Source organism: Paraburkholderia susongensis (genome assembly GCF_900177725.1).
In the GTDB taxonomy this organism is placed as follows: Bacteria; Pseudomonadota; Gammaproteobacteria; order Burkholderiales; family Burkholderiaceae; genus Paraburkholderia; species Paraburkholderia susongensis.
The window spans coordinates 499,918-516,170 of record NZ_FXAT01000004.1 but is presented as its reverse complement, the minus strand read 5'-3'; the positions used below and the strand labels follow the sequence as shown (position 1 = coordinate 516,170).

Annotated in this window: 13 protein-coding genes; 7 read left to right on the top strand and 6 right to left on the bottom strand. The window is 64.8% G+C overall.

The window, feature by feature from the left end; genetic code table 11:
- The first annotated feature begins 160 nt into the window (after window positions 1-160).
- The 3 genes from B9Z01_RS15180 to B9Z01_RS15170 all read left to right on the top strand — a co-directional run bounded on the left by B9Z01_RS15180 (window position 161) and on the right by B9Z01_RS15170 (window position 3,204).
- Window positions 161-1,480: an MFS transporter gene (locus B9Z01_RS15180; protein ID WP_085484352.1), complete on the top strand. Its 1,320-nt coding sequence runs from the start codon at window positions 161-163 to the stop codon at window positions 1,478-1,480.
- 69 nt (window positions 1,481-1,549) lie between these two features.
- Entirely contained in the window at window positions 1,550-2,473 is a 924-nt protein-coding gene (locus tag B9Z01_RS15175; protein ID WP_085484350.1) for a DUF2167 domain-containing protein, read from the top strand.
- An 8-nt stretch (window positions 2,474-2,481) separates the two neighbouring features.
- Window positions 2,482-3,204 (top strand): site-2 protease family protein, encoded by a 723-nt coding sequence (locus B9Z01_RS15170; protein WP_085484348.1) that lies wholly within the window; start codon window positions 2,482-2,484, stop codon window positions 3,202-3,204.
- Window positions 3,205-3,243: 39 nt separating this feature from the next.
- On the opposite strand, the gene B9Z01_RS15165 is transcribed toward B9Z01_RS15170, so the two are convergent.
- Window positions 3,244-4,119, bottom strand: coding sequence for a lipid A biosynthesis lauroyl acyltransferase (locus tag B9Z01_RS15165; RefSeq protein WP_085484346.1), 876 nt, complete (start codon window positions 4,117-4,119; stop codon window positions 3,244-3,246).
- A gap of 193 nt (window positions 4,120-4,312) precedes the next feature.
- On the opposite strand from B9Z01_RS15165, the gene B9Z01_RS35865 reads away from it, so the two are divergent.
- Window positions 4,313-4,516, top strand: a complete 204-nt coding sequence (locus B9Z01_RS35865; protein WP_208626006.1) for a hypothetical protein — start codon at window positions 4,313-4,315, stop codon at window positions 4,514-4,516.
- A gap of 106 nt (window positions 4,517-4,622) precedes the next feature.
- Here the strand turns inward: B9Z01_RS35865 and B9Z01_RS15160 are convergent, their stop codons facing one another.
- From B9Z01_RS15160 to B9Z01_RS36230, 4 genes are all read right to left on the bottom strand, one after another.
- Window positions 4,623-5,813 (bottom strand): heme biosynthesis protein HemY, encoded by a 1,191-nt coding sequence (locus tag B9Z01_RS15160; protein ID WP_085484344.1) that lies wholly within the window; start codon window positions 5,811-5,813, stop codon window positions 4,623-4,625.
- A gap of 2 nt (window positions 5,814-5,815) precedes the next feature.
- Complete coding sequence (hemDX, locus tag B9Z01_RS15155) at window positions 5,816-7,807, bottom strand: fused uroporphyrinogen-III synthase HemD/membrane protein HemX (protein WP_085484342.1); 1,992 nt, start codon at window positions 7,805-7,807, stop codon at window positions 5,816-5,818.
- Window positions 7,807-8,817, bottom strand: coding sequence for a hydroxymethylbilane synthase (gene hemC / locus B9Z01_RS15150; RefSeq protein WP_085484340.1), 1,011 nt, complete (start codon window positions 8,815-8,817; stop codon window positions 7,807-7,809). The genes hemDX and hemC overlap by 1 nt, the downstream gene beginning before the upstream one ends.
- Before the next feature lie 556 nt (window positions 8,818-9,373).
- Window positions 9,374-9,586, bottom strand: coding sequence for a hypothetical protein (locus tag B9Z01_RS36230; RefSeq protein ID WP_244196025.1), 213 nt, complete (start codon window positions 9,584-9,586; stop codon window positions 9,374-9,376).
- On the opposite strand from B9Z01_RS36230, the gene ppc reads away from it, so the two are divergent.
- Window positions 9,585-12,680, top strand: a complete 3,096-nt coding sequence (ppc, locus tag B9Z01_RS15145) for a phosphoenolpyruvate carboxylase (RefSeq protein ID WP_244196024.1) — start codon at window positions 9,585-9,587, stop codon at window positions 12,678-12,680. The genes B9Z01_RS36230 and ppc overlap by 2 nt on opposite strands.
- A 115-nt stretch (window positions 12,681-12,795) precedes the next feature.
- On the opposite strand, the gene B9Z01_RS15140 is transcribed toward ppc, so the two are convergent.
- Complete coding sequence (locus tag B9Z01_RS15140) at window positions 12,796-13,548, bottom strand: class I SAM-dependent methyltransferase (protein WP_085484335.1); 753 nt, start codon at window positions 13,546-13,548, stop codon at window positions 12,796-12,798.
- A 136-nt stretch (window positions 13,549-13,684) separates the two neighbouring features.
- On the opposite strand from B9Z01_RS15140, the gene B9Z01_RS15135 reads away from it, so the two are divergent.
- Together B9Z01_RS15135 and argH are read left to right on the top strand one after the other, a co-directional pair.
- The gene (locus B9Z01_RS15135) at window positions 13,685-14,497 is read left to right on the top strand and encodes a helix-turn-helix transcriptional regulator (RefSeq protein WP_085484333.1); all 813 of its coding nucleotides are present in this window, start codon (window positions 13,685-13,687) and stop codon (window positions 14,495-14,497) included.
- 214 nt (window positions 14,498-14,711) lie between these two features.
- Entirely contained in the window at window positions 14,712-16,118 is a 1,407-nt protein-coding gene (gene argH / locus B9Z01_RS15130) for an argininosuccinate lyase (RefSeq protein WP_085484331.1), read from the top strand.
- Window positions 16,119-16,253 lie beyond the last annotated feature (135 nt).

Sequence of the window (16,253 nt, the reverse complement as noted above, 5' to 3'; positions counted from 1 at the left end):
GGTGCGCGATCCGACGGCGCGTTGCGGGTAGGCGCGTCGTCGCAGGTGCGCTTATGCAGTCAGTGTTTTCCCCCAATATCGATTCGTCGTGCAAATCACTGGGCACGGCTAGAATCGCTCGACGGCGGTACTTCATTTCCACAAGAAAAGAGGAGACACCATGGCTAGTCCCGCAGATCCGCTCCACCATCCCGGCGCGGGTGCGCCGCCTTCCTCGTTCGAAGAGGCGACCTACCGCAAGGTCACGTGGCGGCTCGCGCCGTTGCTGATGCTCTGCTACGTGGTCGCGTATCTGGACCGCGTGAACGTCGGCTTCGCGAAGCTGCAGATGAGCACCGACCTCGGCCTGAGCGACGCCGTGTACGGCTTCGGCGCGGGGATTTTCTTCATCGGCTATTTCATCTTCGAAGTGCCGAGCAACGTGATCCTGCACAAGGTCGGCGCGCGCGTGTGGATCGCGCGGATCATGATCTCGTGGGGCATCATTTCGATGCTGACGATGTTCGTCACCACGCCGACGATGTTCTACGTGATGCGCTTCCTGCTCGGTCTCGCCGAAGCGGGCTTCTTCCCCGGCATCATCCTGTATCTCACATACTGGTATCCGGCGCACCGGCGCGGCCGCATGACCACGTGGTTCATGACGGCAATCGCGTTGTCCGGCGTGATCGGCGGGCCGGTGTCGGGCTATATACTCAAGAGCTTCAACGGCATGAACGGCTGGCACGGCTGGCAGTGGCTGTTCCTGCTCGAAGGGATTCCTTCGGTGATCGTCGGGGTCATCGTGTTCGTGATGCTGGACGACCGCATCTCGAAGGCGAAGTGGCTCACGAAGGAAGAACAGCAACTGCTCGAAAGCCAGGTCTCCGCGGAAGAAGCGACCAAGCACGACATGCCGATTCGCCAGGTGCTCACGAGCGGGCGTGTGCTGATGCTGAGCCTCACGTACTTTTCGTTCGTGATGGGGCTTTATGGGGTGAGCTTCTGGTTGCCGACGATTATCAAGGCGACGGGTGTCACCGACGCTTTCATGATCGGGTTGCTCTCCGCGATCCCGTTCGCGGCGGCCGTGGTCGCGATGGTGTTCGTCGCGCGTAGTGCTGATCGCTCGCGCGAGCGGCGCTGGCATATTGCGTTGCCAGCCTTTGCGGGGGCGGTCGGTCTCGTGCTTTCCGTCGTGTGGGCGCATAACACCGTGTTGGCAATGGCTTCGCTTACGCTCGCCACGATGGGGATTCTTACTACGCTGCCGCTGTTCTGGAGTTTGCCGACGGCGATTCTTGCGGGGACCGGCGCGGCGGCGGGGATCGCGATGATTAACTCCATCGGGAATCTGGCGGGGTTTCTCAGTCCTTATGCGGTGGGGTGGTTGAAGCAGGCGACTGCGGCCAATGATTCGGGGATGTATATGCTGGCTGCGTTTATGATTCTCGGCGGGCTACTTGCGATTAGTGTGCCGGCGAAGATGGTTAATAGATGATGAGGGGTTGCCCCAGCCCATAAAGGGGCGAACGAACACAAATCACAATTACGTTTATAAAGAGAAACTGTGAAAACGATTATTAGACTCGGGGTTTGTCTCTTCGTCGTGTCATCTGCTTCTTTGGCAAATACCCAAACCGACGCTGCCAAAACGGAGTTCAAGGCAGCTTCCGAGGAGTTCGATAAAGCGGCTTTGCCTGGCCCGCGCCATATCCCGCTCTTCGATGAGGCGACGCTCGAACTCCCAGCGGGTGACAAGTTTGTGCCCGCATCCGCCGCGGCTCGCCTGATGCGATCAATGGGGCAGACGGTCGATGACAAGAAACTCGTCGGCATGATCGTTCCGGACGAGGAGAACGCCAAGTGGGTTGCCATCGTCACGTTCATAAAAGACGGCTATGTGCGAGACGATGACGCGCAACACTGGAAAGCCGACGACATGCTGCGGAGGATCTCCGAAAATACAGATCAATCCAACGCCTCGCGAAAAGCGCACGGCTTCGCTGAACTCAAGGTACTCGGTTGGGCAGAGGCACCCACCTACGACGCCGCGACACATCGTCTGGTGTGGGGAGCCGTCGTGAAAAGAAAAGCGGACCCCGACGATGCCGCACATCGGGCGGTGAACTACCAGACAGTGGCGCTGGGCCGCGACGGCCACCTTGAACTGACATTGGCCTCAAGTCTCAGCTCCTTTGCGGCCGACAAATCCATCGCAAATGCGTTGCTCGAGGACATCGACTATGTGCCCGGCAAGCGATACGCAGATTTCGACAAGTTCACCGACCGGGTCGCCGAGTACGGCCTTGCCGCGCTGGTTGTCGGCGTCGCGGCAAAAAAGCTGGGCCTGATCGCTGTGCTCCTCGCGTTTCTGGCGAAATTCACAAAGCTGGGTGTAGCCATCTCGCTCGTTGTGGCCGCCGTGACAAGGCGCTTTAGCAAACGCAAGGTGGCATCTTCGGGCGCAAAGGGCCGCCAGGAGCCTCACTAACGTTCGTCATGGGAAAATTACTCCTGTTGCTGCTCGGCGGCCTGAAGCTGGGCAAGGTGCTGATGAGCTCTGGCTCAATGTTGTTGTCGATCGCGGTGTATGCCGCGTTTTACGGCTGGCGATTTGCGGCCGGCTTCGTCGTGCTGCTATTCGTCCACGAAGGCGGGCATTACCTCGCGGCGCGTCGGCGCGGCCTTGACGTGAGTTTGCCGACGTTCGTGCCATTCGTGGGCGCGTGGATTCAGCTCAAAGAATTGCCACATGACGCCGAGACGGAAGCCTATGTCGGTTTGGCGGGACCGCTGTTGGGTACGGTGGCTGCGCTCGCTTGCTACTTCGCCGCGCGTCATACCGATAACAGTTTGCTCCTGGTTCTTTCTTACGCGGGATTCTTCCTCAACCTCTTCAATCTGATTCCGCTGTCGCCGTTCGACGGTGGCAGGATAACAGCGGTCCTGTCGCCACGCATCTGGTTTGCCGGGGTTCCGGTGTTGATTGCTCTGTTTCTGTACCGTCCCAGCCCGCTCCTGATAGTGATGGCAATTCTCGCGCTGCCGCAGTTAAAGCGGGCGTGGAACTACGACCCACGCGCCCCGGAAAATGTCCGCTACTACGAAGTGGCGGCCTCGGTGAAGTATACCTATGCGTTCTATTACCTGGGACTGCTGGTGTTTCTCTCGTTGATGACTTTCGGCGTACACGACATGTTGACGGCGATTCACCGGGGTTAGCAGACGCACGAACACCAGGCGCAACACCAGGCGAACCGTTCAATATACCGATGCCATACCCTCTGGCCGGTGCTTGAAACGTCGATGCACCCAGTAATACTGCTCGGGAAACTTGGCGACCTGTTCCTCGAGGAACGCATTCATGTGGCGCGCGTCGATCTCATCGCTGCCCGATGGGAAGTCCGCGAGCGGCTCGAAAATCGTCAACTTATACCCTTCATAATTCGGCAGCACCTCGGTCACGAAGGGAACAACCCGCGCGCGCCCCAGTCTCGCGAGCCGCGAAACGGCGGTGAGCGTGCAGGCGGGAACGCCGAAGAAAGGGACAAAAACAGAGTTGTCAATGCCGTGGTCCATATCCGCCGCGAGCATGACCGGTTTGCCCGAGCGCAACAATCCCACGATCTTTCTGGCACTTGTCGCGCGCTCGATCATCTCAGCGCCGAATCTGCCACGTTGCCGTTTAGCCAGGTCGCACATGGCTGTGTTCGACATACGTGTATACAGCGAGGCGACGGGGAGGTACGTCGAATAGAGCATGCAGCCAACCTCAATGCCCACGAAGTGAAAACCCATGAAGATGGTAGGCGGGGCTTCATCGTCATAGAGATCGATCTTGCTCTCGATCTGGACAATATCGCGGATCGACTGCGCACTGCCAAACCACTGAATGCCGCGTTCGAGATAGCTGCGAACAACATGGCCGAAATGAGCTCTCGCGAGCGTCTGATGTTCGCGGCTTGTCTTCTCGGGGAAGCAAAGGCGCAAGTTCACGAGGACGATATGCTTGCGGCGGCTCGGAAGCACGTACAACGCAATGCCGATAACCATCCCGAGCTTTGCGACGAATTTGTACGGAAGTACGGCGAGCGTGCGTAGCAACGCCGTGGTGAGCCCAAGGCTGAGCTGTGTCAAAGGGGGTCCCCTATGGCCGGTGAGGTTTGAAAAGCGAAATCAAACGCCAGACGAGCGACTTCTTTGCTCGTCATTGCATTCATGGGAATGCTTTCGCTCGTGATATCAACCGTGAACCATACAGCCCTGGCACGATCGCCGGGTTACTGGGACGCCTCGCGGAATTACCGAGTGTAACAGGTGGCCACGTGGTGTGACCTATTCCAGGGATTCTGGTCGCGAGTCATTGCTGCTGGCATCGATGACGCCGCCTCACAACTCGTTACGTGAATGGCACGCCGATGATCACGCTCAGGCGCAAAACCCGGCCGAAACGATCACGAGAATTGAAGGAGCGACCTGCGCCAATCAAGGCACAGAAAAAGAAATGGCCGCAGCATGCAGCTGCGGCCATTAGCGGAATGATTCAGAATTTCGGTGCGTCTACTGGTGCATGAATCGACACGTGACCCAGCAGCTAGTGATTTCACGCCGCGTGGCGGAAATCACCTGCCGCCCCGCCCTCACGTCACATTCATCGCCAACGCACTCTCACGATAATGCTGGCTCGCCTTCTCGGTATCGCCGAGCTGCTCGTGCAAGCGCGCAAGCGCGCGATGCGAGCGGATCTTCAGCGTCTCGTTATCGGCAAGCTTCAGCGCGCGTTCGAGGAACGACTGCGCCTTGCCCCACAACTGCTGATGCAGGCACAGGCGGCCGAGCGTGAACATCAGGTCCGCGTCCTCCGGACGATCCTTCTGCCATGCCTCGGCCTTCTGGATCAGCGGCAGCGCATCGTCACCGGCCGTGTCCGGGTAGCGGCGCAGCAAACGCGCGTCCCAGTTCTGCGCGAGCGCTTCCTCGACGATCTTGCGCGCGTCCTGCTGACGGTTCAGCGCGACGAGCAGTTCGGCGGCGAGATCGGCGAGACGCGGCGAATGACGCTCGGTGGCCGACAGCGAGTTCCACAGTTCGAGCAGCGCGTCGGCGTTATGACGACGATCGCGCAGCAGATTCTCCGCCGCCAGTTGGCGCAACCGCACCGCGACCGCCGGATGAATCGCCTCGCGCTTTTCGAGTGTCTTGACCAGCTTGAGCACTTCGCCCCAGTTCTTCAGTTGCTGCTGCGCGCGCAGCATGATCTGCTGCGCGTGAATGCGCCGCCCGCCCTGCGACTGCATTTCGGTGAGCGCGGCGAGCGCGCCATCCGCGTCGCGGCCGTCGGCGCGCATGTCGGCGGTCGCCATCAGGCGCGCGTCCTGCCAGTCGGCTTCGTCGATCTGCGAAAGCCACTCGTCGCGCCGCGCGTATTCATGCATGCGATGCGCGGCGCTCGCCGCGATCAGGCCGGCCGCGCCCTTGTTGTCGCCGTTCGCGAGCGCATCTTTCGCGGCTTTTTCCGCGCGCGAGAAACGCCCCGCGTACAGGTTGCCGATCGCCTCGCGCAGCGCGGCGTGCGCCTTCGCGACACGCGAGCGCGCGCGGTAAGCGGCGACGCGCTGCGGCATGCGCCAGATGTTGCGGATGATGCGCATGAGCGCATACAGCAGGATGAACAGCACCACCAGCGCGACGATGAACAGATTCAGCGACATGTCGACACGGTACGGCGGATAGACCAGCAGTATCTGCCCCGCATCGAAGCGGCCGCCCACCGCGATCACCACCGCGATCACGAACAGCAGTGCGAACCAAAGAAGTCCCCGGATCGCCATGATTAACCTCGATTCCGGTATTGATTGACGGCCTGCAGGCTCATGTCGAGATTCGGCAGTGCGACCGCGGCCGAGCCGGCGTCCACCTGCCTGACCAGATCGATGACCGTCTGCGTCTCTTTCGACGAACCGTCGAAGTAGCGCGTGAGCGCCGCTTGGGCCGCCTGCAGGTCGGACTTCAGCGTGACCTGGTTGCGCGAGAGCAGCGCGAGACGCGCCGACAGCAGGCGCAGCTTCAGGTTCTCGCGCACGAAGTAACCCTGGTCGGGCGACGTGAGCATCGCGTCGGCGTTGTCAATACGGCGCACCTGCACGAGGCTCGTCAGTTGATCGCCGATGCCGTGCGTGACCTCTTCGAGCCACACTTCCCAGCGCGGCTTGCCGGTGGCCGCGGCCACCTTCGCGGTGTCGGCCCACGTGGCCGCGTGCGGCGTTGCATGCGGGATCGGCGCTTCACCCGACAGCGGCAGGCTCGAGACGTGGTCGATCGCGTTGTCGAGCTTGATCGCGAGACCGGTGAGATCGGTGGACGGCGCGGCCTTCAGCTTGTCGATGTCCTGCGCGATCGCCTTGCGCACCGCGAGCGCCTGCGGGCTGTCCGACGCGGCGAGGCGCGTGTCCGCGCTTTGCAGCGCGAAGAGCGCGAGCTGCGTGTTGCCGGTGAGCTGCAACTGCTGGCTCGCGGCCGACAGCATCTGCCCGACTTCGGCGAGCGTCCAGTCGTCGCGATTGCGCGCGAGATCGGCGTATTGCTGTTGCAGCGCCTGCTGCGCGGTCTGCGCATCGGCGAGCTTGCCTTCGAACTGCGCGACCTGCGAGTCCGCCTGATGCACGGTGGCGAGCGCCTGGTCGACCTTGATGCGCAACTCGTTGGTCTGCGTGTCGTTCGCCTGCTGACGCTGAGTGAGCTCCTGCTCGGTGCGCACGAGCTTGCGGTTCATCGCGAAGCCGCCCACGCCGAGCGCACACGCGAGAATCACGACGACAAACCACAGCAGCGGTCCGCTCATGCTACGGCGCTTTTGCGCTTCGTACGGCGTGAAGGGTTGATTCGGCGGCAACGGAGCGGTTGCGGACGGCTGGGGTGAAGCGTGCGTGGATGCGTTCGTTTCAGTCATGCGTGATTGAGCCGGGTTGGTCGATACCGGTTGGACGACAGGAGCCACGGCGGCAATGGCGACGAGAGCACGGACAATGCGCTCGTCGCCCGCGCCGGACACCGTAATCCTATCAAAACCCAATGCCCGCGCGGTCTGCGCGATACGGGGATGAGGCGCGACGAGCGGCGCGTGTTTGAGCTGCGCGATCTCGTCCGCGGTCAGGTGATCCTGCGCGAGTTCCTGCAGGTTGCGCACGCCTTCGGAACTCGTCAGAAGCCACGCGTGCGGCGCGCCGGCGAGCAGTTCGTGCACGCGCGCCCAGCCGCCGATCGACGGCTCCGGCACGATGCGCCGGTACGCGGCGACCGCCTCGACCTCCGCGCCCGCTTCGCGCAGGCGGTCCGCGAGCCATTCGCGGCCGCCGTCGCCGCGCACGATCAGGACGCGCTTGCCTTCGAGGGCCGCTGTGCCGAGCTGCGTGTCGATTGCGGCGAAGAGACCCTCGGAGTTGAAGCTCGTTGATTCGTCGTCGGCGCCCGATGCTGGGCTGATGACGCGATGCTCGGGCGCGCCGACGCCGTGACGCGCGAGCGCCTGCACGCTGCCCGGGCCGACCACGCCGATCGGCAGCGCGTGCGGCCAGATGTCGTCATGGTGCGCAAACGCCTGATCGACCGCGTTCGGCGAGACGAACACGACGAGCGCATAGCGTTCGAGCGAGGTGAGCGCGGCGCGCAACGGCGCGTCGTCGATAACTGGAGCGATGTCGATCAGCGGGAATTCGAACGTCGCGAGGCCGGCCGCTTCGAGCTGCCCGACGAGCTCGCCCGACTGACCGGCCGGCCGTGTAATCACGGCCGTGAAGGGCGCCTTCTCCGGCGTGACGGCGGCCATCAGTCGGCCGCCGCCGCGCCGCCCGCGGCGTTCTGCGCCGCTGCCGGACCGCTGGCGGTGCTGAGCGCGCGGACGATGTCGAGCGCGCCCTGCTGGGTGAGCGCGTTCGCGACTTCCTGCCCCAGCGCGAGCGCGCGTTCGAGGTTCGGCGCGGGCGCCGATGCCTGCGCGCTCAGCACGCGCTGGCCGTCGGGCGTCGCCACGACGCCGCGCAGATGCAGCGCGCCGTCGTGCCAGCTCGCGTAAGCGGCGAGCGGCACCTCGCAACTGCCGCCGAGCGCGCGCGACACCGTGCGCTCGGCTTCGACGGCCGACGCCGTGTGTTGATGATGCAGCGGCGCGAGCCAGGCGGCGAGGTCTGCGCGATCGGCGCGAATCTCGATGCCGAGCGCGCCCTGCCCCGCGGCGGGCAAGCTGTCCTGCGGATCGAGCAGCGCGCGGATGCGCGCGCCGAGACCGAGACGCTTGAGCCCGGCCGCGGCCAGGATGATCGCCGCGTAATCGCCGCGATCGAGCTTGGCGAGCCGCGTGTCGAGATTGCCGCGCAACGGCCGCACGTCGAGATGCGGATAACGCATGCGCAGCATCGCCTCGCGGCGCAGGCTCGAGGTGCCGACCACGGCGCCGGCCGGCAGCGCGGCGAGCGAATCATATTGATTGGAGACCAGTGCGTCGCGCGGATCCTCGCGCTCCATGATCGTGGACAGCGCGAAGCCCGCGGGCAGCTCCATCGGCACGTCCTTCAGCGAATGCACCGCGAGGTCGGCGCGGCCATCGGCGAGCGCGGCTTCGAGTTCCTTCACGAAGAGACCCTTGCCGCCGACCTTCGAGAGCGTGCGATCGAGAATCTGATCGCCGCGTGTCGTCATTCCGAGGATTTTTACGTCACAAGATGGATATAATTTGTGCAGCGCACATCGCACATGCTCCGCCTGCCACATGGCGAGGCGGCTCTCTCGCGACGCAATCACAAGCGTGTGGGGTGGCGTGGCAAACGTCTCGGTATTCATTAGCTTGCTGATTGGATCTCGGGATGTAATAACAATCAATGTTAGCACGCGCCCTTGCTTGCGCCTTGGTGTTCCGGGGCACGGCGGAGCGCCGTGCTGGCGCGGTATCGATGGAGGAGACGGGCTTCGCGCGGCAGGTGCGCGCGCCCCATTGCCGCTCGTCGCGCACGGTCGTTCGCGCACCACGCGGCGGCATGCGGGATGATGCAATGCGGCGTAACGTGCGATGCCGGCACGCGCCGCATGTTCAATGCGGCCTTGTGGTCCCGTTGGCCCCTTTCTCCAGCGTCGGTGTCGCGCCGTCGGCAACGCTCATGCGGCTCATTGCGCACGGTTCGCTTTGCGGTTCTGTTTTGCCGTTCCGCTTTGGCTGCCCCGCTTTGCAGTTCTATTTGCAGTGCCGCTTCGCCGCTCTATTTGCAGTGTCGTTCGCAGTCCCTGTTCTCGCTGTTCACGTTGCTCGCTGTCCTTGTTGCTCGCTGTTGCACGCAGTTCCATGTTGCTTGCAGTCCACGTTGCAAATTCTGGTCGCAGTTCCGCAGTAGCAGTTCATCACTCAACAGACCCTGGCTTCCCTGAGGAAACCCATCGTGACGTCTTCCGGATCGGCGCGCCCTGCCCGCCGCAACACTGCCTCGCCCAACGTTCGCCCGGCCGATGCCGCGGCGCCCGGCGCTTCCGCGGCCTGCGCCGCCTTCACCGACTCTGCCGCCCACGGCGTGACATCGGCATCCGGCCAACGCGCTGATAAACGCACGGAAAAACGCATGGGCCAACGCGCCCTCGCCGCTCAGGCCGCCAAGGCGCCCAAGGCCGCTCGAGCCGCCGTGCCCGTCAAAGCGGAAAAAACGGTGAAGACTGTTAAAACCGGCAAGGCTGAAGCGGCCGCAAGCTCCGCCAACGCGCGCAAACCGGCCAAGGCCGCAAACGCCGCCGCTGGCGCGAAAACGCAGGCCGTCGCGAGCGACACCGCCGCGCCGCGCGCGGCGAAAACACCGAAGCTGCAAGCCGTGGAGCAAAACGCACCCGCTCCCGCCGTAAAAGGCACCGCTCGCGCACGCGAGAACAAGGACCATCCGCTCTTCCAGGACATCCGCTATCTCGGGCGTCTGCTCGGCGACGTGCTGCGCGAGCAGGAAGGCGACGCGGTGTTCGACGTCGTCGAAACGATCCGTCAGACCGCCGTGCGTTTTCGCCGCGAGGACGACAGCGCCGCCGCGCAGACGCTCGACAAGAAGCTGCGCACGCTCACGCCCGAGCAGACCGTGAGCGTCGTGCGCGCGTTCAGCTACTTCTCGCACCTCGCGAATATCGCCGAGGACCGCCATCGCAACCGCCGTCACCGGATTCACGCGCTCGCGGGCTCGGCCTCGCAGCCCGGCACGATCGCCTATGCGCTCGAGCGGCTCGCCACGGCCGGTGCGGCCGCGACGCCGGTGCTGCAGCAGTTCTTCAACGACGCGCTCATCATGCCGGTGCTGACCGCGCACCCGACCGAAGTGCAGCGCAAGAGCATTCTCGACGCGCAGCACGACATCGCGCGGCTGCTCGCCGAGCGCGACCAGCCGCTCACCCACCGCGAGCGCGCACACAACGAAGCGATGCTGCGCGCGCGCGTCACGTCGCTATGGCAGACGCGCATGCTGCGCGACGCGCGCCTCACCGTCGCCGATGAAATCGAGAACGCGCTGTCGTTCTATCGCGCCACCTTCCTCGAGGAAATCCCCGCGCTCTACGCCGACATCGAAGATGCGCTCAAGGAGCACGGCCTCGAAGCGCGGCTGCCGCCGTTCTTCCAGATGGGCAGTTGGATCGGCGGCGATCGCGACGGCAACCCGAACGTCACGGCCGAAACGCTCGAAAACGCGATCACGCGTCAGGCCGCGGTGATCTTCGAGCACTACATGGAGCAGGTGCATAAGCTCGGCGCGGAACTGTCGGTGTCGAACCTGCTCGCCGGCGCGAGCGATGCGTTGAAGGAACTCGCAGCCGCCTCGCCGGACCAGTCGCCGCATCGCACCGACGAGCCGTACCGCCGCGCGCTGATCGGCATGTACACGCGGCTCGCGGCGAGCGCGCGCGTGCGCCTCGGCGAAGGCAGCGTGCCGGTGCGCAGCGCGGGCCGCGGCGCACCGCTGATCCGCGCGACGCCGTATGCGAATGCCGACGAATTCGTGCGCGACCTGCACGTGCTGATCGATTCGCTCGCCGAGCATCACGGCGCACCGCTCGCGGCTCCGCGCCTCGCTCCCCTCGCGCGCGCCGCCGAGGTGTTCGGCTTCCATCTCGCGAGCATCGACCTGCGGCAAAGCTCCGACATCCACGAGGCGGTGATCGCCGAGCTGCTCAAGCGCGCGGGCGTCGAAGCGGACTACGCGGCCCTGTCCGAAGCGGACAAGCTCGACGTACTGCTCGCCGAACTCGCGCAGCCGCGCCCGTTGCGCGTGCCGTACGCCGAGTACTCCGATCTCGTGAAGAGCGAACTCGGCGTGCTCGAGGAAGCGCGCGTCACGCGCGAGAAATTCGGCGCGCGCGCGGTGCGCAACTACATCATTTCGCACACGGAGACCGTCAGCGATCTGGTCGAGGTGATGCTGCTGCAGAAAGAAACCGGCCTCCTGCGCGGGCGTCTCGGCGACGAGCACGATCCGGCGCACGCGGGCCTGATGGTGATTCCGCTCTTCGAGACGATCCCCGATCTGCGCAACGCGCCGCACATCATGCGCGATCTGATCGCGCTGCCCGGCGTCGGCGCGCTGATCGAGCACCAGGGCAACGAGCAGGAAGTGATGCTCGGCTACTCGGACAGCAACAAGGACGGCGGCTTCCTCACCTCGAACTGGGAGCTGTATCGCGCCGAACTCGCGCTCGTCTCGCTCTTCAACGAACGCGGCGTGACGCTGCGCCTGTTCCACGGACGCGGCGGCACCGTCGGACGCGGCGGCGGCCCGACCTATCAGGCCATCCTGTCGCAGCCGCCCGGCACCGTCGACGGCCAGATCCGCTTGACCGAGCAGGGCGAAGTGATCGCGAGCAAGTTCGCCAATCCGGACATCGGCCGGCGCAACCTCGAAACGGTGGTGGCCGCGACGCTCGAAGCGTCGCTGCTGCCCCACGGCAATGCGCCCGCCGAGCTGCCCGCGTTCGAGGAAACGATGCAGCAGCTCTCCGACACGGCGATGGCCGCGTATCGCGCGCTCGTCTACGAAACGCCGGGCTTCAAGGAGTATTTCTTCGAGTCGACGCCGATCGCGGAGATCGCCGAACTCAACATCGGCAGCCGGCCCGCGTCGCGCAAGCTGCAGGACCCGAAGCAACGCAAGATCGAGGATCTGCGCGCGATCCCCTGGGGCTTCTCGTGGGGCCAATGCCGCCTGCTGCTGACAGGCTGGTACGGCTTCGGCAGCGCGGTCGCCGCGCATCTCGACAGCGCGCCGAGCGACGCCGAGCGAGCGCGCCGTCTCACGCTCCTGAAGAAAATGCACAAGACGTGGCCGTTCTTTTCGAACCTGCTCTCGAACATGGACATGGTGCTCGCGAAGACCGACCTCGCGGTCGCGTCGCGCTACGCGGCGCTCGTCACGGACAAGAAGCTGCGCAAGCACGTGTTCGAGCGCATCGTCGCGGAATGGGAGCGCACGTCGAAGGTGCTGTCGGAGATCACGGGCAAGAACGAGCGGCTCGCGGAGAATCCGCTGCTCGCGCGCTCGATCAAGAACCGCTTCCCGTATCTCGATCCGCTCAATCACCTGCAGGTGGAACTGCTCAAGCGTTACCGCGCGGGCGACGCGAATGCGCGCGTGCGGCGCGGGATTCATTTGAGCATCAACGGGATTGCGGCGGGGTTGCGCAATACGGGTTGAGGTTGACGGGTTGAGGTTGATCGACGCTGAAGCGGACTCGCGGGCCGATGCAGGATGATCGGCCCCGGGGCTGGCAAAAAGCCGTGCATGACTCATCGGTCATGCACGGCTTTTTTCAATGCGCGTCGATCATCAACGCGTCGAGCTTGAATGAGTGGTCCGCCTGCACGTCGAAATACTGGCGCACTTCATCCGGCGCGTTGTCCCACAGCGAGCGAATCGCGACGACGCGCGGCTCGGGCGTGCGCATGCGCGCGACCCACGAACTGAACTCGAGGTCGATACGCCAGCGCTCGCGAATCGACGCCTTGAAACCCGCGGCTTCGAACAGCGCGACCCATTCGTCGGCGCGGTAGTCGCGAATGTGCGAGCCGTCGCGCAACAGTTCGATCGCCTGAATATGCGTGTCGAGCAGCGGATGATCGATGCCCGCGATATCGATGAACAGCACCTTGCCGCCCGGCTTCAGCACGCGCCGCACCTCGGCGAGCGCGCGCGGCACGTCGTGCCAGTGATGCGCGCTCATGCGGCTCACCACCCAGTCGAACGAATGATCGGCGAACGGCAGCGTTTCGGCCGCGCCCTGCTGCGTGCGGATGTTGGCGAGGCCCCGGTCTTTCGCCGCGCCTTCGACCGTTGCGAGCATCTGCGGCGCGATGTCGTACGCCACGACCTCCCGCGCGTGCGGCGCGACCGCGAAACTCGCGTGCCCCGCGCCGCAGCCCATATCCAGCACGCTCGCGCCCGGCGTCGCGGCAATCGCGTCGGCAAGCGTGCGCAGATCGGCGCCGGTGGCATGGGTCTGACTCGTCAAATAGGCGGCGGCGGTCGAGCCGAAGGCGTCGGCGACCTGATCGTGATGCTTCATGGGTAGCTCCAGTTAGGTGTGGGATGGCAGCGCGTTGCGGGGTTCCAGCCGCTACAATAGAAGCAGCCGTGTACCAGTACAAGTTAAGCAATTATTCTGGTATCTCTATTACCCCCTCCACGCGCAACCCAATCGCATGAGCACGCCGTCTTCCGCCGATCACCCGCCGCCGCTCGACGCCACGCCGGCCCGCGCGCTCGGCGACTTCATCCGCGCCCACCGCGAGCGGCTCGCGCCCCAGGCGGTCGGCCTGCCGCCCGGACCGCGCCGCCGCACGCCCGGCCTGCGGCGCGAGGAAGTCGCGCAATTGTGCGGCGTGAGCCCGACCTGGTACACGTGGATCGAGCAGGGCCGGCCGGTGTCCGCTTCCGCCGACGCGCTCGCGCGCATCGCGGTGGCGTTGCAGCTCTCGCGCGCCGAGCGCGCCTACCTGTTCGAACTCGCCGCGCAGCGCGATCCGGCCGAGCCCGACCCGGCCGCCGCCGATGCGCCCGCCACGCTGCTGCAAACGGTGCAACTCGTGAACACACCGGCCTACGTGCTCGATCGCCAGTGGAATGCGCTCGCGTGGAACGAGCGCGCGGCCGATCTGTTCGTCGGCTGGCTCGATGGCGCGCACGACCGCAACCTGCTGCGCTACACGTTCACCGAGCCGGCCGCGCGCGCGCTGATCGTCGATTGGGAAACGCGGGCCCGACGGCTTGCCGCCGAATTCCGCGCCGATTCGATCCGCCATCTGAGCGACGCGCCGACGCGCGCGCTGATCGATTCGCTGTCCGCCGCGAGCGACGAGTTCGCGCGCTACTGGGCGTCGCAGGACGTCGGCGGGCGCGAGGGCGGGCGGCGCGAATTCAATCATCCGCGCGACGGGTGCATCGTCTATGACCAGATCACGTTCAAGCCCGCGCATCGCGAGGATTTGAAGCTCGTGGTGCTGGTGCGGGAGTAGGCGCGAGAGCGGCGGCAGCGCTTTGAACGCGCGCTCCCGGTGTTAAAATCGCTATCTTTCTTCGCCGCGGCGGCGCTTTTGCATGGCACGCGCAGTCGCGTCGCTGGGGTCCGCGCCGCTCGCCGAGCCAGCGCATAGCCGTCGCAGCATCGCCTCAAACTGCCGCATAACCACCCGCTCAACTGCTGTTTAACACGCCTAACCGCCCAACACCATGACGTCCCAACTGCACAAAAAAAGCGAAGCCTGGTCGGCGCGCTTCTCGGAGCCGATGTCGGAGCTCGTCAAACGCTATACGTCGTCGGTTTTCTTCGACAAGCGTCTCGCGCTCGTCGACATCGAAGGGTCGCTCGCGCACTCCTCGATGCTCGCCGCGCAAAAGATCATCTCCGCCGACGACCTCGCCGCGATCGAGCGCGGCATGGCGCAGATCAAGGGTGAAATCGAGCGCGGCGAATTCGAATGGCAGCTCGATCTCGAAGACGTCCACTTCAATATCGAAGCGCGCCTGACCGCGCTGATCGGCGACGCCGGCAAGCGCCTGCACACCGGCCGCTCGCGCAACGACCAGGTCGCGACCGACATCCGCCTGTGGCTGCGCGGCGAGATCGACCGCATCGGCGGGCTGCTCACCGGGCTGCGCACCGCGCTGCTCGATATCGCGGAGAAGAACGCATCGACCATCATGCCGGGCTTCACGCACCTGCAGGTCGCGCAGCCGGTCACGTTCGGCCATCACCTGCTCGCCTACGTCGAAATGTTCTCGCGTGACGCCGAGCGCATGATCGACTGCCGCAAGCGCATGAACCGTCTGCCGCTCGGCGCGGCGGCGCTCGCCGGCACGAGCTATCCGATCGACCGCCATGCCGTGGCAAAGGCGCTCGGCTTCGACGGCATCTGCGCGAACTCGCTCGACGCCGTCTCCGACCGCGACTTCGCGATCGAATTCACGGCTGCTGCCGCGCTCGTGATGACACACGTGTCGCGCTTCTCCGAAGAACTCGTGCTGTGGATGAGCCCGCGCGTCGGCTTCATCGATCTGGCCGACCGCTTCTGCACCGGCTCGTCGATCATGCCGCAGAAGAAGAACCCGGACGTGCCCGAACTCGCGCGCGGCAAGACCGGCCGCGTGAACGGCCATCTGATGGCGCTGCTCACGCTCATGAAGGGCCAGCCGCTCGCGTACAACAAGGACAATCAGGAAGACAAGGAGCCGCTGTTCGACACCGTCGATACGGTCGCCGACACGCTGCGCATCTTCGCTGAAATGGTCGCCGGCATCACGGTCAAGCCGCAGGCGATGCGCGAGGCCGCGCTGCAAGGCTTTTCCACGGCGACCGACCTCGCCGACTATCTCGTCAAGCGCGGCCTGCCGTTTCGCGACGCGCACGAAGCGGTTGCGCTCGCGGTGCGCGTGTGCGCCGATCGCGGCTGCGATCTCGCGGACCTCACGCTCGACGAAATGCGCAGCGAGCTGCCGAACGCCGCGCATCTGATCGGCGAGGACGTGTTCTCGTATCTGACGCTCGAAGGGTCGGTCGCGAGCCGCAATCATCCGGGCGGCACGGCGCCGGAGCAGGTGCTGGCCGCGGTGAAAGCGGCGCGCGCGGCGCTGAAGTGAGCGATGTTCGGGCGGGGCTGTGAGCGTGCGCTTGCGGTCCTGCTGTCGTCCGCTTCCCTGCGGGCATGAAGAAGGCGAACCCACTATGCGGGTTCGCTTTTTTTTCGCCTTCACCCGGATCGCTTCTTTCGTGCG

Excerpts from the sequence above, each read along its gene's own strand:
- B9Z01_RS15180 (WP_085484352.1), top strand. The coding sequence starts at position 161 with ATGGCTAGTCCCGCAGATCCGCTCCACCATCCCGGCGCGGGTGCGCCG.
- B9Z01_RS15170 (WP_085484348.1), top strand. The coding sequence starts at position 2,482 with ATGGGAAAATTACTCCTGTTGCTGCTCGGCGGCCTGAAGCTGGGCAAG.
- B9Z01_RS15160 (WP_085484344.1), bottom strand. The coding sequence starts at position 5,813 with ATGGCGATCCGGGGACTTCTTTGGTTCGCACTGCTGTTCGTGATCGCG.
- hemDX (WP_085484342.1), bottom strand. The coding sequence starts at position 7,807 with ATGGCCGCCGTCACGCCGGAGAAGGCGCCCTTCACGGCCGTGATTACA.
- hemC (WP_085484340.1), bottom strand. The coding sequence starts at position 8,817 with ATGAATACCGAGACGTTTGCCACGCCACCCCACACGCTTGTGATTGCG.
- ppc (WP_244196024.1), top strand. The coding sequence starts at position 9,585 with ATGGGCCAACGCGCCCTCGCCGCTCAGGCCGCCAAGGCGCCCAAGGCC.
- B9Z01_RS36230 (WP_244196025.1), bottom strand. The coding sequence starts at position 9,586 with ATGCGTTTTTCCGTGCGTTTATCAGCGCGTTGGCCGGATGCCGATGTC.
- B9Z01_RS15140 (WP_085484335.1), bottom strand. The coding sequence starts at position 13,548 with ATGAAGCATCACGATCAGGTCGCCGACGCCTTCGGCTCGACCGCCGCC.
- B9Z01_RS15135 (WP_085484333.1), top strand. The coding sequence starts at position 13,685 with ATGAGCACGCCGTCTTCCGCCGATCACCCGCCGCCGCTCGACGCCACG.
- argH (WP_085484331.1), top strand. The coding sequence starts at position 14,712 with ATGACGTCCCAACTGCACAAAAAAAGCGAAGCCTGGTCGGCGCGCTTC.